Source organism: Cupriavidus pinatubonensis (assembly GCF_019602855.1).
In the GTDB taxonomy this organism is placed as follows: Bacteria; Pseudomonadota; Gammaproteobacteria; order Burkholderiales; family Burkholderiaceae; genus Cupriavidus; species Cupriavidus pinatubonensis.
The window spans coordinates 1,989,020-2,013,766 of sequence record NZ_CP080767.1; the positions used below are offsets into that span (position 1 = coordinate 1,989,020).

General features: G+C 65.0%; 20 protein-coding genes and 1 pseudogene. 12 read left to right on the forward strand and 9 right to left on the reverse strand.

Annotation, left to right across the window (positions count from 1 at the left end):
* Positions 1–64: 64 nt before the first annotated feature.
* The 5 genes from K2O51_RS21700 to K2O51_RS21720 all read right to left on the reverse strand — a co-directional run bounded on the left by K2O51_RS21700 (position 65) and on the right by K2O51_RS21720 (position 4,360).
* Complete coding sequence (locus K2O51_RS21700; RefSeq protein WP_041679612.1) at positions 65–292, reverse strand: hypothetical protein; 228 nt, start codon at positions 290–292, stop codon at positions 65–67.
* Between the two features lie 153 nt (positions 293–445).
* Entirely contained in the window at positions 446–1,129 is a 684-nt protein-coding gene (locus K2O51_RS21705; RefSeq protein WP_140949522.1) for an anti-sigma factor family protein, read from the reverse strand.
* Positions 1,122–1,739, reverse strand: coding sequence for an RNA polymerase sigma factor (locus K2O51_RS21710; RefSeq protein ID WP_011297953.1), 618 nt, complete (start codon positions 1,737–1,739; stop codon positions 1,122–1,124). Before K2O51_RS21710 ends, K2O51_RS21705 begins: the two co-directional genes overlap by 8 nt.
* Positions 1,740–1,915: 176 nt before the next feature.
* Positions 1,916–3,343, reverse strand: coding sequence for an aspartate ammonia-lyase (gene aspA, locus K2O51_RS21715; RefSeq protein ID WP_011297954.1), 1,428 nt, complete (start codon positions 3,341–3,343; stop codon positions 1,916–1,918).
* A 300-nt stretch (positions 3,344–3,643) separates the two neighbouring features.
* Positions 3,644–4,360, reverse strand: coding sequence for a TetR/AcrR family transcriptional regulator (locus tag K2O51_RS21720; RefSeq protein WP_011297955.1), 717 nt, complete (start codon positions 4,358–4,360; stop codon positions 3,644–3,646).
* Between the two features lie 188 nt (positions 4,361–4,548).
* On the opposite strand from K2O51_RS21720, the gene K2O51_RS21725 reads away from it, so the two are divergent.
* From K2O51_RS21725 to K2O51_RS21750, 6 genes are all read left to right on the forward strand, one after another.
* Positions 4,549–5,352 (forward strand): cyclase family protein, encoded by an 804-nt coding sequence (locus K2O51_RS21725; protein WP_011297956.1) that lies wholly within the window; start codon positions 4,549–4,551, stop codon positions 5,350–5,352.
* A 7-nt stretch (positions 5,353–5,359) separates the two neighbouring features.
* Entirely contained in the window at positions 5,360–6,670 is a 1,311-nt protein-coding gene (fahA, locus tag K2O51_RS21730; RefSeq protein ID WP_220630706.1) for a fumarylacetoacetase, read from the forward strand.
* A 34-nt stretch (positions 6,671–6,704) separates the two neighbouring features.
* The gene (locus K2O51_RS21735) at positions 6,705–7,793 is read left to right on the forward strand and encodes a porin (protein ID WP_011297958.1); all 1,089 of its coding nucleotides are present in this window, start codon (positions 6,705–6,707) and stop codon (positions 7,791–7,793) included.
* 45 nt (positions 7,794–7,838) lie between these two features.
* Positions 7,839–9,548, forward strand: coding sequence for a CocE/NonD family hydrolase (locus K2O51_RS21740; protein WP_220630707.1), 1,710 nt, complete (start codon positions 7,839–7,841; stop codon positions 9,546–9,548).
* Between the two features lie 319 nt (positions 9,549–9,867).
* Positions 9,868–11,037, forward strand: coding sequence for an MFS transporter (locus tag K2O51_RS21745; protein ID WP_011297960.1), 1,170 nt, complete (start codon positions 9,868–9,870; stop codon positions 11,035–11,037).
* Between the two features lie 68 nt (positions 11,038–11,105).
* On the forward strand, positions 11,106–12,563 hold the full coding sequence (locus K2O51_RS21750) for a PQQ-dependent sugar dehydrogenase (protein ID WP_220630708.1): 1,458 nt from the start codon (positions 11,106–11,108) through the stop codon (positions 12,561–12,563).
* A gap of 21 nt (positions 12,564–12,584) precedes the next feature.
* Here K2O51_RS21750 and K2O51_RS21755 read toward each other — a convergent pair whose 3' ends face one another.
* A complete protein-coding gene (locus tag K2O51_RS21755; RefSeq protein WP_140949526.1) occupies positions 12,585–13,772 on the reverse strand; it encodes a BamA/TamA family outer membrane protein in 1,188 nt (395 codons plus the stop codon).
* Between the two features lie 202 nt (positions 13,773–13,974).
* Here K2O51_RS21755 and purT point away from each other — a divergent pair, with 202 nt between their 5' ends.
* Positions 13,975–15,180 (forward strand): formate-dependent phosphoribosylglycinamide formyltransferase, encoded by a 1,206-nt coding sequence (purT, locus tag K2O51_RS21760; protein ID WP_220630709.1) that lies wholly within the window; start codon positions 13,975–13,977, stop codon positions 15,178–15,180.
* A gap of 15 nt (positions 15,181–15,195) precedes the next feature.
* Here the strand turns inward: purT and K2O51_RS21765 are convergent, their stop codons facing one another.
* Both K2O51_RS21765 and K2O51_RS21770 read right to left on the reverse strand, forming a co-directional pair.
* Positions 15,196–16,509 carry a mechanosensitive ion channel family protein gene (locus K2O51_RS21765; RefSeq protein ID WP_011297964.1) on the reverse strand — a complete coding sequence of 438 codons (1,314 nt, stop codon included), beginning with the start codon at positions 16,507–16,509 and terminating at the stop codon, positions 15,196–15,198.
* An 89-nt stretch (positions 16,510–16,598) separates the two neighbouring features.
* Complete coding sequence (locus K2O51_RS21770; RefSeq protein ID WP_011297965.1) at positions 16,599–17,840, reverse strand: cyclic di-GMP phosphodiesterase; 1,242 nt, start codon at positions 17,838–17,840, stop codon at positions 16,599–16,601.
* 221 nt (positions 17,841–18,061) lie between these two features.
* On the opposite strand from K2O51_RS21770, the gene K2O51_RS21775 reads away from it, so the two are divergent.
* The 4 genes and pseudogenes from K2O51_RS21775 (at position 18,062) to K2O51_RS21790 (ending at position 21,554) form a co-directional block, all read left to right on the forward strand.
* A complete protein-coding gene (locus tag K2O51_RS21775; RefSeq protein ID WP_011297966.1) occupies positions 18,062–18,355 on the forward strand; it encodes a putative quinol monooxygenase in 294 nt (97 codons plus the stop codon).
* A gap of 101 nt (positions 18,356–18,456) precedes the next feature.
* Complete coding sequence (locus K2O51_RS21780; protein WP_220630710.1) at positions 18,457–19,461, forward strand: cysteine synthase A; 1,005 nt, start codon at positions 18,457–18,459, stop codon at positions 19,459–19,461.
* A gap of 76 nt (positions 19,462–19,537) precedes the next feature.
* Positions 19,538–20,960 (forward strand): annotated as a pseudogene (pdxR, locus tag K2O51_RS21785) (MocR-like pyridoxine biosynthesis transcription factor PdxR).
* Positions 20,961–21,116: 156 nt separating this feature from the next.
* Positions 21,117–21,554, forward strand: a complete 438-nt coding sequence (locus tag K2O51_RS21790; RefSeq protein ID WP_011297969.1) for a carboxymuconolactone decarboxylase family protein — start codon at positions 21,117–21,119, stop codon at positions 21,552–21,554.
* Positions 21,555–21,563: 9 nt separating this feature from the next.
* On the opposite strand, the gene prpR is transcribed toward K2O51_RS21790, so the two are convergent.
* A complete protein-coding gene (gene prpR, locus K2O51_RS21795; RefSeq protein WP_011297970.1) occupies positions 21,564–23,555 on the reverse strand; it encodes a propionate catabolism operon regulatory protein PrpR in 1,992 nt (663 codons plus the stop codon).
* Positions 23,556–23,809: 254 nt separating this feature from the next.
* Between prpR and prpB the strand changes: the two genes are divergently transcribed.
* Entirely contained in the window at positions 23,810–24,718 is a 909-nt protein-coding gene (gene prpB, locus K2O51_RS21800) for a methylisocitrate lyase (RefSeq protein WP_011297971.1), read from the forward strand.
* Positions 24,719–24,747 lie beyond the last annotated feature (29 nt).

The window sequence follows — 24,747 nt, forward strand, 5'->3', positions numbered from 1 at the left end:
GCTTGGGGTCGCCGCACAGGAACCCTCTATTTCGGTTACCGTGCGGCGGCGCCAGAGCCAGATTTCAGATGTGAGCGCCATCAGTGAACGGATCGCGCGGATCCGTGATCTTCGCGCTGTCCGTGAAGACATCGAAATTGTTTGTCTTCGCGCCGTCGGTGAACGGATCGCGTGGCCCCGCGACGTGAGTATTGCAATCGGTGCAGGCACTTTCGGTGCGGCCAGCGAAGGCATTGGATTGGGACGCGAAGGATGCCAGCGCGACAGCGGCCAGTGGAATCAGGAATTTCATGACAGTCTCCAGATGCGGTAAGTGCAGGGACCGAGGCACACGGCGTATCGTTACCTCGACCTTGCCTCGGCTGCACGACGCTCTGTCCTGGTAGAGATCCTGGACCTCGCGGAACAGGCGCCGTGCACCAGTAAAACGCTCGCCACGCGCCTTTTATTCCCGCATTCTTTGCGTAGCTTGCAGTGCTTGTACAAACGCCTGCAGGTGCGCGGGCTCCGCGTCGGTGATGGCCCAGAAGTTCATGCCGTGCTGGTGCCAGCGCGCCACCGCGTATCCGTCAGTGGAATAGCTTGCCGCTACCGTTTCGCCGTTCTTTGCCGGCACGATGTAGAGATCGATCGGATGCTTCTGGTAGCGGTAGATCAGCACGCCGACGGTGCGGCGGTCGACATAGTCGACCCGGCCGCCTGCCAGTGGAAAGCCGTCCGCCTCGAGATCGATGACGGGCGGCGCGTAGTCGAGCCGGCCGTTGAACCACGGCTTGACGGTGTGCTGGTCGGTCGAGACCACATCGATCGGGTGCTGCGACAACAGCGCGCGCACATGGCTCGCAAGGATCTCCTGCCCCACATCGGGCGGAGGCGGCCGCACGAAGATCAACGCACCGACCAACAGCGCCGAGGCCGCCACGCCAGCCAGACCGCCGCCAGCCCACGCCAGCGCGCTGCCCGAAGACAGCGTGGGCCAGGTGAAGCGGGCCAAGCGGGTGGCACGGGGCCGCGGTTCGCGTGGCAGGGCGGCCAGCACGCGCGCGGACAGATGCGCCGGCGCACGGTAATAGAGCGATCCGTCGTGCAGCATGCCGTGCAGCGAGTTTTCCATCGCATCGTCATCCATGATTCGCTCCCATCGAATGGTCCTGCACCGGCACCTGAAGACGCGCGCTGCCGCCGACATGGCTATGCGCCCTGGCCTGCTCGGCGCGCACCGCGGCACAGAGCATGTGACGCGCGCGCGCCAGCCGCGACATCACGGTTCCGATCGGGATATCGGCAACCAGAGCGATATCGCGATAGCTCATGTCTTCGAGTTCCCGCAGGACAAGCACTTCTCGGTACACGACTGGCAAGCGTTCGAGCGCCCGGTGGACCAGCTGCACTTCGTCGTGGCGCACCGCAAGCATTTCCGGATTGGTGCCGATATCGTCGACCCAACCGGGCAATCGCTCATCGCCATGCAACGTATCGTCGTAAGGCGTCCCGTCCGCCGCATCACGCCGCCGGCGCCATTCGCTGAACCACGTGTTCCTGACGATGGCCAGCAGCCATGCGCGCGCGCCATCGCCGTTGAAGCTGTCGAAGAATCGGTATGCGCGCAGATAGGCATCCTGCACGATATCGTCTGCATCGCTTGCGCTGCCGCTTAGCCAGCGCGCCAGGTTGTAGGCGGCATCCAGATGCGGCAGCGCCACTTGCGCGAAGCGGCTGGACTTGTCGGTTGCTATCACGGCGCTCTCCTGTTCCCGGCCTGTGTAGAACCGCCAGAAAACGGGATTTATTCCCGGCGTTGCGGATTTTTATTAATCCGGATCCGGGAATAGAATGCGGCGCGAGGAGGTATACCGGCGGCGGCAAATACCGCTGGTGGCGGAAAATGAGAAGACAGAGTTGCCGCCCCAATCTTTCAGTGCGACTTCCCATGCAGATCGAGCGGCACGGGCTGTGTCAGCGTCTCGGGCCGCAGGATGTGGTCAAGCTCCTCTTTCGACAACAGGCCCTTGCGCAGCACGATCTCATAGACGCTGCCGCCGGTGGCGTGGGCTTCCTGCGCGACGGCTGTTGCGTTCGCATAGCCGATGTAAGGGTTGAGCGCCGTGACGATCCCGATCGAGTTCTCGACGGTAGCCCGCAGCCGATCTGCATTTGCCGTGATGCCCTTGACGCAACGCTCGGCGAGCGTCAGGCAACCGTTGCGCAGATGGCTGACGCTCTTGAACAGGCTGTGGGCAATGATCGGCTCGAACGCATTGAGCTGCAGCTGGCCGGCTTCGGCTGCGAAGCTGACCGTCACGTCGTTGCCAATGACCTCGAAGGCAATCTGGTTCACGACTTCGGGGATCACCGGATTCACCTTGCCGGGCATGATGCTGGAGCCGGCCTGCATCGGCGGCAGGTTGATTTCGCACAGCCCCGCACGCGGGCCGCTCGACAACAGCCGCAGGTCGTTGCAGGTCTTTGAAAGCTTCACCGCAACGCGTTTCAGCACGCCGGACAGTTGCACGAAGGCGCCGCAATCCTGCGTAGCTTCGATCAGGTTTGGCGCTGTCTCAAGCGGAATGCCAGTGATGTCGCGCAGCCGCCGCAGCACCACCGGCGCATAGGATGGGTGCGCGGTAATGCCGGTGCCAATGGCGGTGGCGCCGAGGTTGATCTCGCAGATCAGCATCGCGGCTTCACGCAAGCGCGCCTCGTCTTCGCCGAGCATCACGGCATAGGTGCTGAATTCCTGGCCGAGCGTCATCGGCACCGCATCCTGCAATTGCGTGCGGCCCATCTTGATGATGTGGGCGAACTCCTCGGCCTTCGCCTCGAACGCCTGGCGCAGTACCGCCATGGCCTCCACAAGCCCACGGATGCCGAACCATGTCGCGACCTTCAACGCGGTCGGATAGACATCGTTGGTGCTCTGGCCGATATTGACGTGTTCGTTCGGATGCAGGTGCTGGTACTCGCCCTTCTGATGCCCGAGAAGCTCGAGCGCGCGATTGGCGATGACCTCATTGGCGTTCATGTTTGTCGAGGTGCCAGCGCCGCCCTGGATCACGTCGACCACGAACTGATCGTGCAGCTTTCCGGCCATCAGTTCCTGACAGGCAGCGACGATCGCGTCGCAGCGTGCCTGGTCTAGCAGCTCAAGCTCATGGTTCGCTTGCGCCGCGGCTTGCTTGATCGCGGCCAGCGCCTTGATCAGTTCCGGGTAGATGGAAATTGGCGTGCCCGTGATCGGGAAGTTCTCGACGGCGCGCAGGGTGTGGACACCGTAGTAAGCCTGGGCCGGGACTTCCCGGTCGCCCAGCAGGTCATGTTCGGTTCTGAAGGGTCCGGCAGTCATGGTCGCGCTCCTCGCGTAAAGTGGCTTCAGCTTTCCTTCAGAAGTCTAGGGAATCGGCTGCTCCACCGCTACGTTCAATGCCGAGATTTCATGGCCTGCGGCACGTCGAGGCAGGTTTATGCGCAAATCGCATAAGTGCTGCTATTGGCGCTAATACCCGGGGCCGGATGCGATGAACTTTCGGCTTTCACTCTTTTGCCGTATTACGTCTGTAGCAATGGATTACCAGGCGCCTCCGCAGTGGCTTGGTCACCTGCCCATACGTGGTATCGCGGCTTCCCGTTACCAGCGCGGATCTCTTCAGGAATTCGCACGCGTTGATGGTTTCGGCTCTGCACCGGCGCGAATCCCTGCCGCAATAAAACTCACCAGATACTCGGACTTGCGCCGCGTGTCGCCGGCCTTGACCTTGCCTGCGGAGATGCGCTCGATGCGGCTGTCGAACACACTCATGACCAGCGCGCCGACAGCGAACAGATAGGCCCAGTGCGGATAGCTTGTGCCGTTTCCCGGCAGCGCCTTGCGGATCGCCTTGGCGAATTCAACGGCAAACGGGTCGAAGTAGTCGGCCACGATGCCACGCTCCACCTCCTTCGGATCCGAGGCTTCGCGTGCGACCAGTTTGGCATAGGCGAGGCCGCCTTCTGTCTCCTGAATCCGCATCACAGGCTCGACGAACGCCCGCGCGATGTGCTCGATAGGATCTTCGCCGTCCGCCAGCGGTTCGCGCAGTGCCGCCACGCGCGCCTCGAACACCGATTTGCGCCGCTCGAAGAGCGCGCGGTACAGGTTCCCCTTGGTCTCGAAGTGATAGACGATCAGCGGCAGGCCGACATCCGCGGCGGCCGCGATATCGCGCATCGACACGCCGTCGAAGCCGCCCTCAGCAAAGAGTCGTTCCGCAGCATCGAGCACGCGTTCGCGCTTGCTCGCCTCAGGTACCGGCGACTCCTGCGCTGGTTTGCGCGCCTTGCTCCGCGCCCCGGCCGCTGACTTCCGCGCTTCCCTGCCTTCCATGCTGCCTCCGTCGTTCTGGACGCGCCATTGTAGCGAACCTCACATCACGTCTTCGTGCACCCGCGTTTACCCCAGTGCACCGCTTGACTGTACGAGCGTACAGTTCGCCAAAGCTCGTACTGTACGATCGTACAGTCAGTCAAACTCAAAGGCGCAGCCCACGCCTGGCCAAACACCGGAGACGCACCATGCCCCGCCACTTTGTCGATCTCTCGATCTACCTGGAAAACGACGTCGTTTCCGACCCGCCCGGTTTTGGCCCACGGATAGAGTACCTGTCCCATCGCTCCACCGCCGCGCAGGTGACGGGCTTTTTCCCGGGATTGCAGCCGTCGGACCTCCCCGACGGCGAAGGCTGGGCGATCGAGCACGTCCAGCTCAATACCCATAATGGCACGCACCTGGACGCTCCCTATCACTTCCACAGCACCATGAACGAATCGCTGGGGCAACGAGAACGCGCCATCACCATTGACGAGGTGCCGCTCGAGTGGTGCTTCCAGCCTGCCGTGAAGCTCGATTTCACCGGCATGGACGACGGTTATGTAGTCACCGCCGACGATGTCGAGGCCGAACTCGCCCGCATAGGCCACGTGCTCAAGCCGCGGGAAATCGTGGTGGTCAATACACGTGCTGGCAAGCGCTACGGCCACGCCGACTATGTCTCGTCGGGCTGCGGCATGGGTTTTGAAGCCACCATGTACTTGCTCGAGCGCGGCGTCCGCCTGACCGGCACCGACGCGTGGAGCTGGGACGCGCCGTTCGCACATACCGCGGAAAGGTATGCGCGGACGCACGATGCCTCGCTGATTTGGGAAGGCCATAAGGCGGGCCGCAATATCGGCTATTGCCACCTGGAGAAGCTGCACAACCTCGAGTCGCTGCCGGCGCGCGGCTTCTACATCTCGTGTTTTCCTCACAAGATTCGCGGCGCCTCGGCGGGCTGGACCCGTGCCGTGGCCATCTTCGACGACGCCCTCAACGCTGCGTGAAATCGCCATGGAACTGAACCACACGCATGATGCATCGCGCTGCAGCTGGCTGGATTCGGCCAATCTTGCAGGCACCGATTTCCCCCTGCAAAACCTGCCGCTTGGTGTGTTCCGGCGCAAAGGGAGCGCTGAAACGTGGCGTGGCGGCGTAGCCATCGGTGACCAGATCGTCGACCTGGCCGCGCTCGAGTCGCTTCCCGGACTGCAGGACCGTGTCGCCAACGCCATGCGCGCTGCGGCAGTACCCACGCTCAATGGCCTGCTTGAGCAAGGGCCGGAAGCCTGGCAGGCCCTGCGTCATGGACTTTTTGCGCTGCTACAGGATGGCAGCCTGCTGGAACGGCGGGTCCGTGAAGCGCTCGTGCCGCAGGCGGATGCCGAGCACGCCGTCCCCGTGGGTATTGGCGACTACACGGACTTCTACACCTCGCTGGACCACGCCGTGAATTGCTGCCGCCAGTTCGGCATCGAGGTCAATCCGAACTTCGACTGGCTGCCCGTCGGCTACCACGGCCGCGTGTCTTCGATAGATGTCAGTGGTCAGCAGGTCTATCGGCCGATGGGCCAGTACCGCATGGATCAAGACTCTGCGCCCGTGTATGGACCCTGCCAACGCCTTGACTACGAACTCGAAGTCGGCGCGGTGATCGGCATCGGGAACGCCCGTGGGACGCCAATTCCTTTGGCCACGGCGCAGCAGCACATCTTCGGCCTGTGCCTGCTCAATGACTGGTCCGCGCGCGACATCCAGACCTGGGAGATGCCACCGCTCGGGCCCTTTCTCGCCAAGAACTTCGCCACGACGTTGTCGCCGTGGATCGTGACCCTGGAAGCGTTGCTGCCCTATCGCCGGGGTTGGATGCGTGCGCCCGATCGCCCGCAGCCGCTCGACTACCTCCACGCCCCCGCCAACGCTGCGCATGGCGCGTTTGACATCCGGCTCGAAGCCGCGATCCTCAGCGCGCGCCAACTGGCGCAGGGCCGCAAGCCGCGCACGTTGACGCACACCAGCTTTCGTCACCAGTACTGGACGCTGGGTCAGATGATTGCCCACCACACCGTGGGCGGCTGCAACCTGCAGCCCGGCGATCTCCTTGGCAGCGGCACCGTTTCAGGCCCCACCCCCGGCGAGGCCGGAGCGCTGATCGAACTGACGGTATCCGGGACGCAACCCGTGGATATCGGCGACGGCGAGCAACGCGGATTTCTTGAAGATGGCGATACGGTCGTGTTCCGTGGCGGGTGCGAGCGCGAGGGCTTTGCGCGCATCGGCTTCGGCCTCAACTACGCGACCGTAATGGCGGCCCCTGCCTTTTGACCAGACCGAAGCAACCACGACGGAGGAGATCGACTTGACCAAGGAACGACAGCCGGCTTGTGCCAGGCAAGGCACGGCTTCCAGCCGGCGCAGGAATCCGAAAGGCGCACCGCCCAGGGCGAAGTGGTACACGCTGGTGCTCATCGCCATGCCGTGTGCAGCCCATGCGAACGGCGCGCAGCTCGCACAACTATATGGGCTCGCCGATGCGTATGTCGGCGTGACCCATCTCAGTGGACAGCGCTCCGCGGCGGGTGTGGAAAGCGGCGGCATGCAGACGTCCTTCTGGGGCATGACCGGCAGCGAAGACCTGGGCGGCGGGATCAAGGCAAACTTTCGCCTGGAGGGATTCTTCCTTGCGGACACCGGTGCCAACGGACGCGCGCCTACCGACGGGCTCTTTGCACGCAATGCCTACGTTGGCCTGGAGAATGGCTTTGGCGAAGTGCGTCTCGGCCGGCTCGCCAATCCTACATACCTGGCTACCGCGCTCTTCGATGCGTTTTCCGGATCGACCAAGTTCTCCCCGCTCGAGAACGTGCTGTGGACGCCCCAGCAAGGCCGATACATTGCCGGCGACACCGCATGGAACAACGCGCTGGGCTACTACTCGCCAGAATTCGCGGGGCTTTCATTCCGGGGCTTGTACAGCCTTGGCGAGCAGTCAGGCACGAACTCGCAGAACAATGCGGTCGGCATGCTGCTCTATGAGCGCGGGCCATTCTCGGCGACGTTCGCCATTCAGAGGACCCGGGTCGGTCCCGGACTTCCCGCCGGAAGTTGGGCGCAGACTGCCATGGTCGGAGGATTGTCCTATGACTTCAAAACCATCCGCCTCATGACCGAGTATGCCCACACCAGCACGAGCGGTGCCTCGACGTCGACCGATACGCTGCAAGTCGGCGCACAGATTCCGCTCGGCAGCGGCAGGCTCCTGGCCTCGGCGGTGTCTTCGCGCGTGCGTAGCGACGCCATGCCGGACTACCGCCGCCACGGACTTGCCGGCGGTTATGACTATGCCCTGTCGAAGCGCACGGACTTGTACATTCTGACGATGTTCGACAAGGTCACTGGAAAGGGCAGCGGCACCAGCCTTGCGCTGGGCATGCGCGAGAAGTTCTAACGCTCCAACGCTCTAACGTTTGACACATACAGACAGGAGACAGACATGCAAATCGATTGGGATGTCGAAATCCTCATGGACGATGGCCTGCTAGTCCGGGCCGACGTCTTCCGGCCGGAAGAGGAAGGCCGCTATCCGGTGCTGATGTCGTACGGGCCCTACGCCAAGGGGCTGCCCTTCCAGGCCGGGTTTCCCACGCAATGGCAGTCGCTCACGGAAAAACACCCGGAAGTCCTCAGGGGCAGCAGCGGCAAGTACGCGAACTGGGAAACCGCGGATCCGGAACGATGGGTGCCGCTGGGCTACATCTGCATTCGCGTGGACTCGCGCGGCGCCGGCCGGTCGCCCGGCGTCATTGATTCATTCTCCCCGCGCGAGGCGCAGGATTTTCACGATTGCATCGAATGGGCAGCGCGGCAGCCCTGGAGCAACGGGAAGATCGGGCTGGCCGGTGTGTCCTATTACGCGGCCAGCCAATGGATCGTCGCGGGAACGCGCCCGCCGCATCTGGCGGCCATCTGCCCGTTCGAAGGGTTCAGCGACTTCTACCGGGACGTCGTCAGGCACGGCGGGATCCTGAACACTTTCATGACGGAGTGGTATCCGATGCAGGTGACCAATGTACAGCACGGCCTGGGTAGCCGTGGGCATGTGAATCCCAACAACGGCGTGCCGATTTCCGGACCGGCGGAACTCAGCGACGAACAACTGATCGCCAACCGCGTCGATATCGATGCCATGCAGGTCGGCTCGGAACTTATCTCGGCGGACTACTTCGACGGCAGGCGCGCCGACCTGGCGGCCGTGGAAGTGCCTGTGCTCTCGTGCGGAAACTGGGGCGGCCAGGGCTTGCACATGCGCGGCAACATCGAGGGGTACCTGCACGCCGGATCGAAACAAAAATGGCTGGAGATGCACGGCCTGGAGCATTGGACCGAGTTCTATACCGACTATGGGGTTGCGCTCCAGCGCCGGTTCTTCGACCACTTCCTCAAGGGGGAAGACAACGGCTGGGACCGTGAGCCGCCCATCAAACTGCAGGTGCGCCACACGGACAAATTCGTCGAGCGAGCCGAATTCGAATGGCCCTTGGCCCGCACCGCGTGGACCCGCATGTATCTGAACGCGGACACCCTTGCATTGCAGCCGGAACCGGGCAAAGCCACATCGCTGCAGTCGTTCGATGGACTCACCGGCAACGCAAGTTTCAGCACGGCGCCGTTTGAACACGATACAGAAATGACCGGCCCACTGGCCGCAACGCTCTATATCTCGTCGACCGCCACCGATGCCGACCTGTTCCTGACGGTGCGCGCCTTCGCTCCGGACGGAAAGGAACACCTGGTGCTCGGTTCCGTCGAGCCCCATGCCCCCATCACGCAGGGCTGGCTGAGGGCGTCGCATCGCAAGCTGGATCGGCAGGCATCCACGCCGTACCAGCCCGTGCATGCGCACGACGAACTCCAGCCGCTTGTGCCTGGCGAAGTCTACGAAGTCCACGTCGAAATCTGGCCAACCTGCTTCGTGTTTCCGAGGGGCCACCGGCTCGTGCTGACGGTGGGCAGCTCCGACTTCCAGCATGATCTGCCGGGCCCTCATCCCCGCCTGTACGGCAAGGAACTGCGGGGTTGTTCCGTGATGCTGCACGATCATCCGGCCGACAGGAGCCAGGAGCGATTTGGCGGCGTGACGTCCCTCCATTGCGGCGGTGAATACGCGGCGCACATCTTGCTGCCTGTTATTCCGGCGACCTGACCGGTCGTCCACGAGGAGCGATTCAGGAGGAGATTGTCTGGCCTCCTTTCGGTGAGGCGCATGGGCGGCACCCGCAGCGGCCTGACCGATAGCCGCACAAGACATGCAGCCCCGCCCGCCAGGCGGCTGTGCTTCACATTGACACCCGCCTGGCCACCCCCTACGCTGGCTTCACCCGGTGAATTCAGCGCTTGCTTAATCTTCAGGCCGATCTGCGAGATGCCGCCGGGACAACAATAACGACCCGAGACATCCCGCCGTGCCATCCCGCTTCGACGCGCTCCGCCCTGCGCTCCCCATCCTCCTGGGCGCCTCTGTCATGCTGAGCCTGGCCATGGGCCTGCGGCAGAGCCTGGGCATCTTCATGCCCCCGCTGACGAAGGACATCGGCATCTCGGTGTCTGACTTCACGGTGGCGATTGCCGTGCAGAACCTGGCGTGGGGGCTGTTGCAGCCGTTCGCAGGTGCGTGGGCCGCGCGTGTCGGCTTCCGGCCGCTGATGATGGGCGGCTCGCTGCTCTATGTGGTCGGGCTGGTGCTGCTGGCGACATCGCATGGCCTGGCCGGCGTCACGCTTGGCGCCGGCGTGGCCATTGGCGCGTCCATGGCCTGCACGGGCAGCGCGATCTCCATGGCCGTGGCGGCACGTCCGGTTCCGGCCGCCATGCGCAGCACCGTGCTGGGACTGGTGTCGGGGGCGGGATCGCTGGGCGCGCTGATTGCCGCGCCGATCGGCCAGGTCGTAGCGCAATCGTTCGGCTGGCGCACCGGCATCGCCGCGTTCGTGCTGCTCGCACTGGTCATGCTGCCCGCGGCCTGGTTCGCCGGACGCGTAGACCGCCTGCCGCTGAGCGTGCCGCACGGCACCGGCCAGGACAACGCGCGCCAGGCCCTCGGCTCCGCGCTGCGGCACGTCCCGTTCCTGGTCATGGCAATGGCGTATTTCGTCTGCGGCATGCAGCTGGTTTTTCTGACCACGCACCTGCCCTCCTACCTCGATATCTGCGGCATGGATCCGATGCTGAGCGCGAAGGCGCTCGGGGTCATCGGCGGTTTCAACGTGCTGGGCAGCATCTTCTTCGGCTGGGCCGGCGGGCGCGTCAACAAGCTGCTGCTGCTCGGCTGCATCTACACCATCCGCTCACTGGCGCTGACGTGGTACTTCTCGTCGGCACCCACGCCGACGAGCACGCTGGTCTTCGCCGCCGTGATGGGCTTCCTGTGGCTCGGCGTGGCACCGCTGGTTGCAGGCTGGATTGGCGAGACCTTCGGCCTGCGCTGGCAGGCCATGCTCGGCGGCATGGCGTTCTTCAGCCACCAGATCGGCAGCTTTGTAGGCGCCTTCGGCGGTGGCCTGGTGTATGACGCGCTGGGTTCGTACACGCTGGCCTGGCAGGTTGGCGTCGGGCTTGGGCTAACGGCGGGCCTCGCGCAGATTGCGTTTGCCGTGGCCACGCAGCGGCGGCCGCCGGCGCTGGCGACAACGTAATGTGATCATCTGATTTCCACGTTCTCGTGGACTAGTCTTCCTTAGAGAGACCCTGAGGGAGCTGGCTCATGACACGTGCGCGAATCGCCATCCGGCACGCCGCCCTGCTGCTTATGGCCCTCATCCTGGCAGCCTGCGGCGGCAGCGGACAGGTGTCGATCAACTTCGGCACGCCGCCCGCCAGCGCACTGGCCGTCGTCATCAACGGCCTGCCGTCGGGCGCCACCGGCGACGTAACCGTGAGCGGGCCAGCCGGCTACCGGCAACGGCTGAGCAGCAGCGCCACGTTGTCCGGCCTGGCGTCCGGCACCTACACCGTGGTGGCCGGCAATGTGCTTGCCGACTCGATGAACTTCATTCCCCAGCCCACCACGCAACAGGTCACCGTCGGCAACGGCACGGCAAGTGTCACGGTCACCTACGGCACGTCGCAGCCATTCGCGCTGGCACTGCAGGAAGTCGCAAGCGGGCTCTCCATGCCCGTATTCCTGACGGCGCCCGCCAATGACCCGCGGATGTTCATCGTCGAGCGCGCGGGACGCATCCGCATCCTGCAGGGCGGCGCGATGCTGGCGACGCCGTTCCTCGATATTTCCGCACTGACCACGACCGACGGCGAGCGCGGCCTGCTGTCGATGGCGTTCGATCCCGCCTATGCTGCCAATGGCCGCTTCTACGTCTACTACACCGACACGGCCGGCAACATCACGATCGCGCGCTACCAGGTGTCGGCATCGAACGCCAATGTCGCGGACCCGGCCGCAACGATCGTGCTCACCATCGCGCATCCGAACTTCAGCAATCACAACGGCGGGCTGGTGGCGTTCGGGCCGGACGGCATGCTTTATCTGGGTACAGGCGATGGCGGCGGCAGCACCGGTGACCCGGCCGGCAATGCGCAGAATCTCGGCTCGCTGCTCGGCAAGCTTCTACGTATCGACGTCAGCCAGGGCCAGCCTTACACCATCGCTTCGGGCAATCCGTTTACTGGCCAGCCAGGACGTCGCGGCGAGATCTGGGCCAGCGGCCTGCGCAACCCATGGCGCTTTGCGTTCGACCGCGCGGACGGCACGCTCTACATTGCCGACGTGGGCCAGGATCGACGCGAGGAAATCGATGTCGCCGCAGCGGCATCCGGTGGCCAGAACTATGGCTGGAACCGGCTGGAGGGGTCGGCCTGCTTCGGAGCGCCGACCTGCAGCCCAGATGGGACCACACTGCCGCAACTCGAATACAACCACGATGCGAATGGTGGCTGCGCCGTCGTAGGCGGCTATGTGTACCGTGGCAACGCCATGCCAGCGCTACGCGGCCGTTACCTCTATTCGGACCTGTGCAGTGGCTGGCTGCGCTCGTTCGCATTCCGCGACGCGGCAGCGGAACAGCTCGACTGGGGCATCACCATCCCCGGCAGTGTGCTGTCGTTCGGCATGGATGCGCAGGGCGAGATTTATGTGTTGGCCGACCCGACCACATCGGCTGGCAGCGGCAAGGTGTACCGCATCGTGCAGCGCACAACGCCGTAAGTGGCATTGGCCGGATGCGGCTCAATGCCAGGCGCTGCCGACCTGGATGTAGAAAGCGTTCTGCCCTTGGCTGTGCGCCACGTCAATGCCCATGGAAACGCCGAGCTTGCGGGCGATCATGTAGCGAAAGCCCGCGCCGACGCTGTAAACGTTGCTGGCATCCGAGAAATCATGCCAACGGCCGTAGGCCTTGCCGGTGCCTGTAAAGCCGAGCAGCGACCAGCGCGGGGTGACATCCCAGCGCAATTCCATTTCGGCCATGACAGCGTTGCGGTCCTGGTAGCGGCCTTTCTGGACGCCGCGGAGATCCACGTAGGGCTGCGCGTAGAACGGAACATCTCCGGTGGAAAAACGCGTGTCGGCGCGCAGGCCCAGGATCAGCGTGCGCGCCACCGGTATCCATGTGAAGCCGCGCGCGTTGTACATATTGAAGGTCTGCGTGCTGCCGAAGCCTGTGCGGGCCAGCTGCACTTCGAGTTCCGCATAGCTGCCGCGGCTCGGATAGAAGATGTTGTCGCGCGAGTCATAGTCGACGACGATGCCTCCCTTGCCGATGCGCTGGTCCTTCTCGAAGCTGCCCAGCTCCTGCGCGTTGCCAAACTTGAACGTGGCCGACGAATCGAACAGCACGTAGCGCGGCCCGACATACCACCGCGTGTCGCCAAGACGGACCAGGAACTGCTGTACCAGGAAGGTCCCGCGCAGTTCATAGGCGCGCGCCTGCTTCAGCTGGCCGAAATAGTCGAGCTGGGCATCCACCTGGGCGATGGCACCGAGATAGCGGTAGCGGTCGCCATCCCAGGTGTGGAAATGCGCGAGGCCCGCTGCCCACGTGCCGTTTTCCGTATACGCGCCGCCCACGGCGGTGATGTTCGGCGGCGCCGGTCCTTTGCCTGAGGCCTTCGCGCTGGCCTGTGCTTCCGCCATCGACTGCGAGAAGAACAGCAATCCGAGGCCGAAGCCGTAGCCCACCGCAGGTTCGGTGATGATGGTCGGCACCGGCAGCGCGCCCTTGTGGTTGAGCAGGAAATCGCTGGCGTCGAGCATGCCGTCTTCGGGATCGAAGAATGACAGCTTGCGCTCGGGCGTCGCGCCGGCCGGCATGGCGGGCGGCGCGTCTTGCGCCTGTGCCGTCGTCCATACTGACGGCGCCAACGCTGTCAGCAGCGCAACCAGCAGGTTTCGGGCGGATGTTGGCACAAGTCTCATGCGGGGATTGGTTCGGCGTCATGCGGTGTTGCCGAATGTATCGCGGGATGCCCATCGGAGACACTGTGCCGTCATGAAACTTTTCGAGCTGTGAATTCAGCGGCGTGACACTGGCTCCGCGTTGGCGAGCCCGCGCGCGTGAAAACGGGTCCCGGCCTGCACTACAATGCGGGCTTTCCCCGCCACACGAGCCACGACGCCCATGACCACCATCGGAACTCCCCTCTCCCCTTCGGCCACCAAGGTCATGCTGCTCGGCTCCGGCGAGCTCGGCAAGGAAGTGCTGATTGCGCTGCAACGGCTGGGCGTCGAAACGATTGCCGTGGACCGCTACGACAACGCGCCCGGCCAGCAGGTGGCTCATCATGCGCGCACCATCGCCATGAGCGACCCGGAGCAGCTCAAGGCACTGATCGAAGCGGAAAAGCCGCAACTGGTCGTGCCCGAGATCGAGGCCATTGCCACACCGATGCTCGAGTCGCTGGAAGCCGCCGGCGTCGTGCGCGTGATTCCCACCGCGCGCGCAGCGCGCCTGACCATGGACCGCGAAGGCATCCGCCGGCTCGCGGCCGAAACGCTGGGCCTGCCGACCAGCCCGTACAAGTTCTGCGATTCGCTTGAAGAACTGCAGGCTGCGATCGATGGCGGCATTGGCTATCCGTGCGTGGTCAAGCCGGTCATGAGCAGCTCGGGCAAGGGCCAGAGCAAGATCGACGGGCCCGAAGGCGTCAAGGCGGCCTGGGACTACGCCATGGCGGGCGGGCGCGTGAGCCACGGCCGCGTGATCGTCGAAGGCTTTATCGACTTCGATTACGAAATCACGCTGCTGACGGTGCGCGCACTGGGCGCTGACGGCAAGGTCGAAACGCAGTTCTGCGCCCCGATCGGCCACGTGCAGGTCAGCGGCGACTACGTCGAAAGCTGGCAGCCGCACCCGATGCACCCCGCGGCGCTCCAAACGGCGCAGCACATTGCGCGCGCCGTCACGTCGGACCTCGGCGGCCAGGGCCTGTTCGGCGTGGAGCTGTTCGTCAAGGGCGAACAGGTCTGGTTCAGCGAAGTCAGCCCGCGCCCGCACGATACCGGCATGGTCACCATGGCGACCCAATGGCAGAACGAGTTCGAGCTGCATGCGCGCGCCATCCTGGGACTGCCGGTCAGCACGGCGCTGAAGAGCCCGGGCGCCAGCGCCGTCATCTACGGCGGCGTGGATGCGCAGGGCGTGGTGTTCGACGGCGTGGATGCCGCCCTGCGCGTGCCGCAAACCGAGGTGCGCCTGTTCGGCAAGCCGGAGAGCTTCGCCAAGCGCCGCATGGGTGTGGCGCTGGCCTATGCCGATGACGTGGACACCGCGCGCCAGCGCGCGAAGGAAGCGGCCGCGTGCGTCAAGCCGCGCGTGGCGGGCTGAGGCCGAGGCCGAGGGCTACCGCATCGGCGTGGATAGCTGCACGGGCGGCGCCGCCTGTGCGGCCACGACCTGCGCTGCGGCCAGCACGGGGTTGAGGCGCACGCCGCTCAGGTCGGCGCCTGACGGCGCCTGGTACAGGCGGAGGCTCAGCTCGGGCAGGATCGCCAGCAGGTGGTCGAAGATGTCGCCCTGGATGCGTTCGTAGTCCATCCACGCGGTCAGGCGCGTAAAGCAGTAGACCTCGACCGGAATGCCCTGCGAATCTGCCTCCATCATGCGCACGTTGAGCAGCAGTTCCTGGTGGATTTCCGGGTGCGCCTTCAGGTAGGCAATGCCATAGGCACGGAACGTGCCGATATTGGTCAGGCGGCGGCGGTTCACCGGGTCGCTCCCGGCTTCGATCAGCAGCCGGTTGGCCTCGTCGACCTCGGACTGCTTCTGTTCCAGGTAGTCGTGCAGCAGCCGGAAGCGCATCAGCGCGTGGACTTCATCATCGCTCAGGAAGCGCACACTGCCGGCGTCGATACGCAAGGTTCGCTTGATGCGGCGCGCGCCTGACTCGAACATCTGCCGATAGTTGCGGTAGCTCTCCGAAAACAGCTTGTAGGTCGGCACTGTGGTCACGGTGTTGTCCCAGTTCTGCACCTTGACCGTATGCAGCGCGATGTCCTTGACGTAGCCGTCGGCATTGCATTGCGGCATCTCGATCCAGTCGCCGATGCGCAGCATGTCGTTCGACGTGAGTTGCGTGCTGGCCACCAGCGACAGCAGCGTGTCCTTGAACACCAGCAGCAGGATTGCCGACAGCGCACCCAGGCCCGACAGCATCCACAGCGGCGAACGGTCGATCAGGATCGACAGCACCAGTACGCCGCACACCAGCCACAAGCCCAGGCGGCCCACCTGCACATAGCCCTTGATCGACCGCGTCTGCGCGCGCCTGGTGCCGGCAAAGACGTCCTGCCAGGCACCGAGAGCGCCAGCCAGCATCGTGAAGATGCAGATCCACGTGCCCGCATGCGTCACCCTTTCGACAGCCTGCGCGTAGCGACCGATATTCGGGACCTCGCCCGCGCCCACGGTGATGATGGCAAACCAGACCGCATAGCCAAAGCGCCGGTACACCCGGTGACGCATGAGCGCCCTGCTCCAGTGGCCATTGCGCGCGATCACCAGCAGCCGGTGGGCAACGCGCGACACCACCCTGGCCACCACCCACTGCGCCACGGTCGCGACCAGCACGAGGAGCGCCATGTAGACGAGGTTCTGCGCCCACGGCCGGGTGGGCATGTATCGCTGGAGCAGGTCCGGCAGGGCATCGAAGTCCATGAATGGCGGAATTGGGGGCTGACTCAGTCGTACAGTGTACAAAACGTGCGGGCCAGCCCCCGCCCGGCCATGGCGGCAATCCGTGACGGCTAGGCCGCGGGCATCGCCATGGCTGCTGCCTGTGCCGCGCCAGCCTGCCCCTGCCCGGCGTAGATCGCCAGCAACTGTTCGTCGGTATAGCCCCAGTCGGCCGGGTCTTCGAACGCGACCACGGTGTCGTCGCTTGTAGACAGGTCGATGACTTCCGGTGTCAGCGCGCTCGATGCCGACACCGAGTAGAACGCCATCACGCGCGGCCGCAGCGGCTCGGATTCATGCTGCGCGCACACCACCGCCAGCCGGTTCGAGCGCAGCCTCAGCACGGTACCGAGCGGATAGATGCCCACCGTGCGTGTAAAGGCTTTGAACACACGGCTGTCGAACAGCGTGTCGACGCGCACCGCCATGTATTCCATGGCGCGTGCCGGCGACCATTGCTGGTGCCCCGGACGGCTGGAAGTCAGCGAGTCATAGGTATCGCAGATCGCGGCAATCCTGGCGTGGACGCTCAGCTCCCGCCCGACCAGCCCGAACGGATAGCCGCGGCCGTCCACGCGCTCGTGGTGGTGCACGCAGACATCGAGCACGATGTTGGCGTTCAGGCGCGCCTCGTTCAGGATGCGGTAACCGGCCGACGGATGGCGCTTGATCTCCTCGTCCTCGCCCGGCCTGCGCGAGGTGGGCTTGTGCAGCACGGCCTCGGGAAGTGTCAGCTTGCCGATGTCATGCAGCAGGCCTGCCAGGCCGAGATCGCGTACTTCTTCAGGTGGCAGCTCCATCGTGCGGCCGACGGCCACCATCAGCGCGCACACGGCGAACGCGTGCATGTAGCTGTAGTCGTCGCGCGCCTTGAGCCGCGCCAGGGCGATCAGCGCCTGCGAATGCCGCGACAGCGACTGCGACGCCGAATCCACCAGCAGCAAGGCGCCACTGACCTCAAGCGCGCGTCCCATGCGCACATCGGCAAACATCGAGCCGATCACCGATTTCCCGGACTGCAGCAGCTCGCGCGCCAGGCCGAATTCCGCCGGCAGGCTATTGGCGGTGGCCAGCGCGGGGGCCGGCTCCGGCGTTTCCCACGGACTGGTCGCCGCCTGCGGAGTCGGCGCATTGCGCCCCTTGAGGATGTCGATCCAGACCTCATCGACGCCCGAAGACCGGATCTCGCCGACCTGCTCCTCGCTGGTGACCAGGAACCGCGAGCGCCGGAAAGCGCGCGCGTGCCACGGTCCGCCCAGTCTGGCCACGAACATGCCAACCTGCAGTTGCTCCGCCTTGATTCGTCTCAACATGCAATGCCCCGTAGGAAAAGGTGCTGGTTCTCGCCCCATATCGGCATCGGCTGCCAATACTTTAGGAAAAATGTGACTTCAGGAACCGACCGGGCCGCCGCTGTCAAGCGGCGGGGAAATGCCCGGACACGCTCGTCGGGCATTCCGGGGACCGTGCCGGGCGCGGCTACAATGGCCCGCCAAACGCTTACCAGACGCTCGCAGACGCTCGCCGGTCATCCATGTCCAGAACGTACACGCTAGTCGGCATCGCCCGCGCCAAGGCCAACCGCCGGGAAGCCCTGGTGACCAAGCTCGATTCGCTGCGCACGCGCGGGCTGACCGAGCCCGGCTGCCTGAACTACCACGTCGGACAAGACGCCGAAGACGCCCACGTCTTCGTGGTCTACATGGTCTGGGACTCGCGCGGCGCCCTGGAATCGCACCTGAACCGCGAATATGTGCGTGACTTCCACGCCACGCAACAGGAACTGGTCGAAGGCGATTTCCGCTTCCGCTGGCTGAACGCCGCATAAGGTGCAGGCGCCTGCGCGCCACCTGTCTTGTCAATCTCCGCTGCCCGGTCTATCACTCTGGATGAAGCCCCATGCCACGCGGGGCGCGGCAGGAGTGCGCCATGGATGTCAGGGATGGTTTTGTCGGCACGGTCGGACATACGCCGCTGATCCGGCTCGGCGGGCTGAGCGCCGAGACCGGGTGCGACATTTACGGCAAGGCGGAATTCCTGAACCCTGGCGGTTCGGTCAAGGACCGCGCGGCGCTCTACATCATCCGCGACGCCGAACGACGCGGCACGCTGCGCCCGGGCGGCACGGTCGTGGAAGGCACCGCCGGCAACACCGGCATCGGGCTGGCGCACATCTGCGCGGCGCGCGGCTACCGCTGCATCGTCGTCATTCCTGATACCCAATCGCCCGAAAAAATGGAGCGCCTGCGCATGCTGGGAGCCGAGGTACGGGCCGTCCCCGCAAAGCCGTACGCCGACCCCAACAACTACCAGAAGATCGCCGGCCGGCTCGCCCAGGAAACGGCAAACGCGATCTGGGCCAACCAGTTCGACAACCTCGCCAACCGCCAGGCCCACTACGAAACCACGGGCCCGGAAATCTGGCACGACACCGCCGGCCGCATCGATGCCTTCGTCTGCGCCACCGGCACCGGGGGCTCGCTGGCGGGCATTTCGCGCTTCCTGAAGGAGCATGGCCCGCATGTGCGTATCGTGCTGGCCGACCCGTACGGCAGCAGCCTGTACAACTTCGTCAAGCATCGCGAACTGAAGTCCGAAGGCAACTCGATCACGGAGGGCATTGGTTCGAGCCGCATCACGGCGAATCTGCAGGACACCGTGATCGACGACGCCGTGCGGGTCGACGACCAGGCCTGCGTGAACATGGTCTACCGTCTGCTGCGCGAGGAAGGGCTGTTTCTCGGCGGATCGACCGGCATCAACGTTGCCGCCGCCGTCGCGCTCGCACGGGAGATGGGGCCGGGACACACCATCGTCACGCTGCTGTGCGATCGCGGCGATCTTTACTTCGGCCGGCTCTTCAATCAGGATTGGCTCGCCGGAAAGGGGCTGACGCCAGCGCCATTTGCGCGCATGGCGCCCCGCGCGGGCTAGCATGGCGCCTGGCCGCCCGCTCCGGCGGCCAGATAACCCGCGCCTTGCGCATTCTTCCTGCGAGCCCCTCCGCCTCATGGATGTACACCTGACGATTCACGGCCGCCAGAATCTTGCCGGCCAGCTCTATCGGCAGCTTCGCGCCGGTGTGATGGACGGGCGCCTGGCGCCGGGGCAACGCCTGCCTTCCACGCGCGAACTGGCGCTGCGGCTCGGCGTCTCGCGCAAGACCACGCTCGATGTGTTCGAACGGCTGATTGCCGAGGGCTATCTGCGCTCGCGCGCCGGCGATGGCACCTTCGTCGCGGACGCCATGACGCGGCTCGCCCCGCCGCCCACCAAGCCGGCCACTTCGCCCGCGACAGGGTCGCGACGCGCTGCCAATGACGCGCACAGAGGCCCCGCCCGACTATGACTTCGTCGGCGGCGTCACCGACAAGCGCGTGTTTCCGTTTGACCAGTGGCGCCGCTGCGTGAGCCACGCGCTGCGAGTTCAAGCACGCGGCCGCGGCGCCTACCACGATCCGGCAGGAGAGCAGGAGCTGCGCCTGGCCGTGGCGCGCTATCTCGCCTTCAGCCGCGCCGTGGGCAGCCACTGGCAGGAGGTGATCATCACGCAGGGCGCGCAGCAGGCACTGGACCTGTTGACAAGGGTTGCCATCCGGCCCGGCGAAGTGATTGCCATGGAAGACCCGGGCTATCCGCCTGCACGCATCCTCTTCGCCGCGCTGGGCGCGCACGTGGTGCCGGTAGCGGTGGACGAGGAAGGCTTGATTGTCGACGCGCTGCCACCGAATGCGCGGATGGTCTACGTCACGCCGTCTCACCAGTTTCCGCTAGGCATGCCCATGAGCCTGGAGCGCAGGCTGGCCTTGCTGGCATGGGCTCAGCGCCACGGCGCGCTGGTGGTCGAAGACGACTACGATGGCGAATACCGCTTCGAAGGCCGGCCCATGGAGTCACTCAAGAGCCTGGACACCGCCGGCGTAGTGGCTTACGTGGGCACCTTTTCCAAGACCATCTTTCCCGAACTGCGCGTGGGCTATGTCATTCCGCCCGCGCCGCTCGGCACCGCGCTGCGCCGGGCCAGGGAGGTCAGTGACTGGCACAGCTGCACCATGACGCAAATTGCGCTCGCGAAGTTCATGCTCGATGGCTATTTCGCCAAGCACCTGCGGCGCATGCACAAGGAGTACGCCGCGCGGCGCGCCGCATTGCTGGAGCGCTTACGCGGCGATCTGGCGCAATGGTTCACGCCGCTCCCATCGGCTGCAGGGATCCATCTGGTTGCCGCGATCCGGGGCCCGCACGATGAAGCCGCCATGATCAGGGTGGCTGCCACCAGATCGGTCGGGCTTTATGGCACCGCCGGCATGTTCGCCGGCACGGCACCGCGTCCGGCGCTGTTGTTCGGCTACGGTGGCATCGACGTCGCTGGAATCCAGGGCGGACTTGGCCGACTGGCAGATGCGCTGTCCGGCCACCGCGACGCAGACTGAACGACGGCTGCGACAGGGCGGCCCCGCGGCAACCGGTTACCTAAAAATCCTAAAAATCGGCCATTTTGCATAACCAGTTGGCGTCCTACTCTTGTTCCCATGGCGACGCCGTCCGGCGTCGCGCAACAGACCCCGAGACACGAACTGGAGCAAGCCATGCAACAACGTCTGGATTTCTACAAGCCAAGCCCCGCCGTCATCAAGGCCATCATGGCGCTCGAAGAACAGATCGCCAGGAGCGGATTGGACAAGCCGCTGGTGGAACTGGTGCGCCTGCGCGCATCGCAGATCAACGGCTGCGCCTTCTGCATCGACCTGCACACGACCGACGCGCGCAAGGGCGGCGAAGACGACCGCCGCCTGGCGACCGTGTCGGTGTGGCGCGAAACGCCGTTCTTCACCGATCGCGAGCGCGCCGCGCTGGCATGGACCGAGGCCGTGACGCTGGTGTCCCAAGATCACGTGCCCGACGCAGTCTGGGAAGCGGTGCGCCCGCATTTCGACGATGCGGAACTGGTCAACCTTACGTTGCTGGTGGCCGCCATCAACACCTGGAACCGCTTCGCGATTTCGTTCCGCAAGACGCCGGCCTGATACAGCCGCTCAGGCAGCCCGGAGCCGGCGCCACAGCGTGGTCGGGCTGATCCCGAGGATGTGGCACGCCGCGTTGCGGTCGCCACCGCACTCGGCCAGCACGCGGCGGATATGCTCGGCTTCGCTGGCCTGCGCAACACCGGCTAGCGAACGGCCGACGCGACGCTGGCGGCCACCGCGCATAGGTTCCTGTACGGGCTCATCCACGGAGATCGCGGCATCAGGCATGGCGCCCAGATCATCGCCAAACAATTCCGGGACCGCGGCCTGCAGTTCGCGCAGCAATTCCGCCGGTTCCAGCGGCCGGCCGGCGACCAGCACGGCGATGCGCTCCGTCACGTTTTCCAGTTCGCGGATATTGCCCGGCCAGTGATAGCCCGCCAGGCGGGCGCGGGCCGCTTGCGGCAAGCCTTCGTGATCCTCAAGGCCCAGCCGTTCGAGCGCGCGCCGGTAAAGCAGTTCGGCCAGCTCAGGCAGGTCCTCCGCGCGCGCGCGCAGCGGCGGCACTTCGATGCGCAGGATATTCAGCCGGTAGTAAAGATCCTGCCGGAAGGTCCCCTCGCTGACGCGCTGCACCAGGTCCCTGTGTGTGGCGGCGATCACGCGCACATTGACCGGCACAGCTTCCAGCCCGCCGATCGGCAGCACCTGCTTTTCCTGAAGCACGCGCAGCAAACGCGTCTGCAGAGCGGGCGGCATGTCGCCGACTTCATCGAGGAAGAGCGTGCCGTTGTGGGCAGACTCGAACAGGCCAGCCTTGCCGCCGCGCCGCGCGCCGGTGAAGGCTCCCTCCTCGTAGCCGAACAGTTCGCTTTCCAGCAGCGTTTCGGGAAACGCGGCGCAATTGACCGCCACGAACGGGAACGCGCGGCGCGGGCTCGCGTCGTGCATGCCTTGTGCCAGCACCTCTTTGCCAGTACCGCTCTCGCCGCCAATCAGCACGGTGGAGTCGACCGACGCATAGCGCCGCGCAAGTTCGCGCACGTGCATCATGGCTGCCGACGTGCCGGCCAGGTCCTCCAGGCTGTAGCGCACACCGGGCAGGCGCGTACGGCTGCGCGAACGCAGGTTGCGGTCCACGCGCTGGATGGCCGTCGCGTCCTGCAGCGTCAGCAGCGCGCCCGTAGTGCCGGATTCATTCGCGAGCGGGATGCGGTTGACCACCACCATGCGGTCGCCCACCTTCTGGATCGCTTCGAGTTCCTTGGCGCCAGTCTGGATCACATCGTCCAGCGACAGCCCCGGCGACAGCGACTGCAGCTTGCGCCCGACGGCGCTCGCGGCAGGCGTGCCGAGAAAGCGTTCCATCGCCGGGTTGAACGACTGGATGCGCCCCTCACCGTCGACGGCCGCCACGCCCTCGTTCAGGTGCGCGAGGATGTTGTTGACGTAGTCGCGCCGGCCGGACTCGATGCGCCGCAGCCGGGCCGCTTCGATCGCGTCCTCGAGCGCCATGCGCACGGAGTTGCCGGAATAGAGAAAGACGCCGATCAGGCCGAGGCGGTCCGCCAGGTCCGTCACCAGACCGGGGCCGACCACCACCTTTACGCCCTCCTGCTTTAGCGTCTGCACGCGGGCGGTCGCATCGTCTTCGGTCAGATAGGTGTAGGCCGGAATCGACAGCGAGAACGCGCGCGTGAATTCATCCACTTCGGCATAGGTGGACGCATGCGTCACCAGCGCCACATTTGGCGAGATGCGCCGCGCTGTCGCGAGCGCGCTCATCACATCGAAGCCCGTAACCTTGACCAGCACCACCGGCACATCCACGTGCTGGCGCAGGTAGGCGCCATTCGAGCCGCCGGACACGACGACATCGAGCTTGCCCTCGCGCGCCTCGCGGCGGATCGCGTCGGCCGCGGAGTCATAGGCGCGCCCGACGATGCGGAACTCTGCAAGGTGGGAATAGGCGGGAATCAGTTCGGCGAAAGCGCGCTGCAGACGGCTGATGCCGAGCGCCCAGATGCGTGGCAGGCCGGGGGAAGAAACGGTCGGTGGCATGGTGTTTAAGGCGTAGAGTGCCGCTATTGTGCGCGTCAGCCGCTTGAATTTCAATCATGCAATGCGAATTGCGCCAATGAAATGCAAGGCAGGGATGAAATCCATGAAACGGAGCCGGAGCGCTGACTTAATACATTGAAAATTTCAATTACATCAATAGGTTAGTTGCTCACCATGAGTCCGCCGCGCAGGCTGGCATAGCGCTTGCAGTAAAGGCCCTGTTCATTCCCTGCCTGAAACGAGACACCGCAACCATGACCTATTCCGCATCCGACCTGGCCCGCTCCGCTGGCGCCCGCTTCCGCCAGGCCCTGGCCGAAGAGCACCCGCTGCAGGTGGTGGGCACCATCAACGCCAACCACGCCCTGCTGGCCAAGCGCGCCGGCTACCGTGCGATCTACCTGTCGGGCGGCGGCGTGGCCGCGGGCTCGCTGGGCCTGCCTGACCTGGGCATCTCGGGCCTGGAAGACGTGCTGATCGACGTGCGCCGCATCAGCGATGTATGCGATGTGCCGCTGCTGGTCGACGTCGACACCGGCTTTGGTTCGTCGGCCTTCAACGTGGCACGCACCACCCGCTCGCTGATCAAGGCCGGCGCCGGTGCCATGCACATCGAAGACCAGGTCGGCGCGAAGCGCTGCGGCCACCGCCCGAACAAGGAAATCGTCACGCAGACCGAGATGGTCGACCGCATCAAGGCCGCCGTTGACGCCCGTACCGACGAGAACTTCGTGATTATGGCGCGTACCGACGCGCTGGCCGTGGAAGGCCTGGAAAGCGCCATCGAGCGCGCCGTGGCGTGCGTCGAGGCTGGCGCCGACGCGATCTTCCCGGAAGCCATGACCGACCTGGCCATGTACCGCAAGTTCGTGGATGCCGTGAAGGTGCCCGTGCTGGCCAACATCACCGAATTTGGCGCCACGCCGCTGTTCACCACCGACGAACTGGCCGGCTCCGGCGTGTCGATGGTGCTGTACCCGCTGTCGGCCTTCCGCGCGATGAACAAGGCCGCCGAGAACGTCTACACCGCCATCCGCCGCGACGGCACCCAGAAGAATGTGGTCGAGACCATGCAGACCCGTGCTGAACTGTACGAAAGCATCGGCTACCACGCCTACGAACAGAAACTCGACGCCCTGTTTGCACAGGGCAAGGCCAAGTAAGGCCACCCACCTGTCGACCCGTACCTCAC

Coding starts and splice junctions, on each gene's coding strand:
- K2O51_RS21700 (WP_041679612.1), bottom strand. CDS start 292: ATGAAATTCCTGATTCCACTGGCCGCTGTCGCGCTGGCATCCTTCGCG.
- K2O51_RS21705 (WP_140949522.1), bottom strand. CDS start 1,129: ATGGATGACGATGCGATGGAAAACTCGCTGCACGGCATGCTGCACGAC.
- aspA (WP_011297954.1), bottom strand. CDS start 3,343: ATGACTGCCGGACCCTTCAGAACCGAACATGACCTGCTGGGCGACCGG.
- K2O51_RS21720 (WP_011297955.1), bottom strand. CDS start 4,360: ATGGAAGGCAGGGAAGCGCGGAAGTCAGCGGCCGGGGCGCGGAGCAAG.
- K2O51_RS21725 (WP_011297956.1), top strand. CDS start 4,549: ATGCCCCGCCACTTTGTCGATCTCTCGATCTACCTGGAAAACGACGTC.
- fahA (WP_220630706.1), top strand. CDS start 5,360: ATGGAACTGAACCACACGCATGATGCATCGCGCTGCAGCTGGCTGGAT.
- K2O51_RS21740 (WP_220630707.1), top strand. CDS start 7,839: ATGCAAATCGATTGGGATGTCGAAATCCTCATGGACGATGGCCTGCTA.
- K2O51_RS21745 (WP_011297960.1), top strand. CDS start 9,868: ATGCTGAGCCTGGCCATGGGCCTGCGGCAGAGCCTGGGCATCTTCATG.
- K2O51_RS21750 (WP_220630708.1), top strand. CDS start 11,106: ATGACACGTGCGCGAATCGCCATCCGGCACGCCGCCCTGCTGCTTATG.
- K2O51_RS21755 (WP_140949526.1), bottom strand. CDS start 13,772: ATGAGACTTGTGCCAACATCCGCCCGAAACCTGCTGGTTGCGCTGCTG.
- purT (WP_220630709.1), top strand. CDS start 13,975: ATGACCACCATCGGAACTCCCCTCTCCCCTTCGGCCACCAAGGTCATG.
- K2O51_RS21765 (WP_011297964.1), bottom strand. CDS start 16,509: ATGGACTTCGATGCCCTGCCGGACCTGCTCCAGCGATACATGCCCACC.
- K2O51_RS21770 (WP_011297965.1), bottom strand. CDS start 17,840: ATGTTGAGACGAATCAAGGCGGAGCAACTGCAGGTTGGCATGTTCGTG.
- K2O51_RS21775 (WP_011297966.1), top strand. CDS start 18,062: ATGTCCAGAACGTACACGCTAGTCGGCATCGCCCGCGCCAAGGCCAAC.
- K2O51_RS21780 (WP_220630710.1), top strand. CDS start 18,457: ATGGATGTCAGGGATGGTTTTGTCGGCACGGTCGGACATACGCCGCTG.
- K2O51_RS21790 (WP_011297969.1), top strand. CDS start 21,117: ATGCAACAACGTCTGGATTTCTACAAGCCAAGCCCCGCCGTCATCAAG.
- prpR (WP_011297970.1), bottom strand. CDS start 23,555: ATGCCACCGACCGTTTCTTCCCCCGGCCTGCCACGCATCTGGGCGCTC.
- prpB (WP_011297971.1), top strand. CDS start 23,810: ATGACCTATTCCGCATCCGACCTGGCCCGCTCCGCTGGCGCCCGCTTC.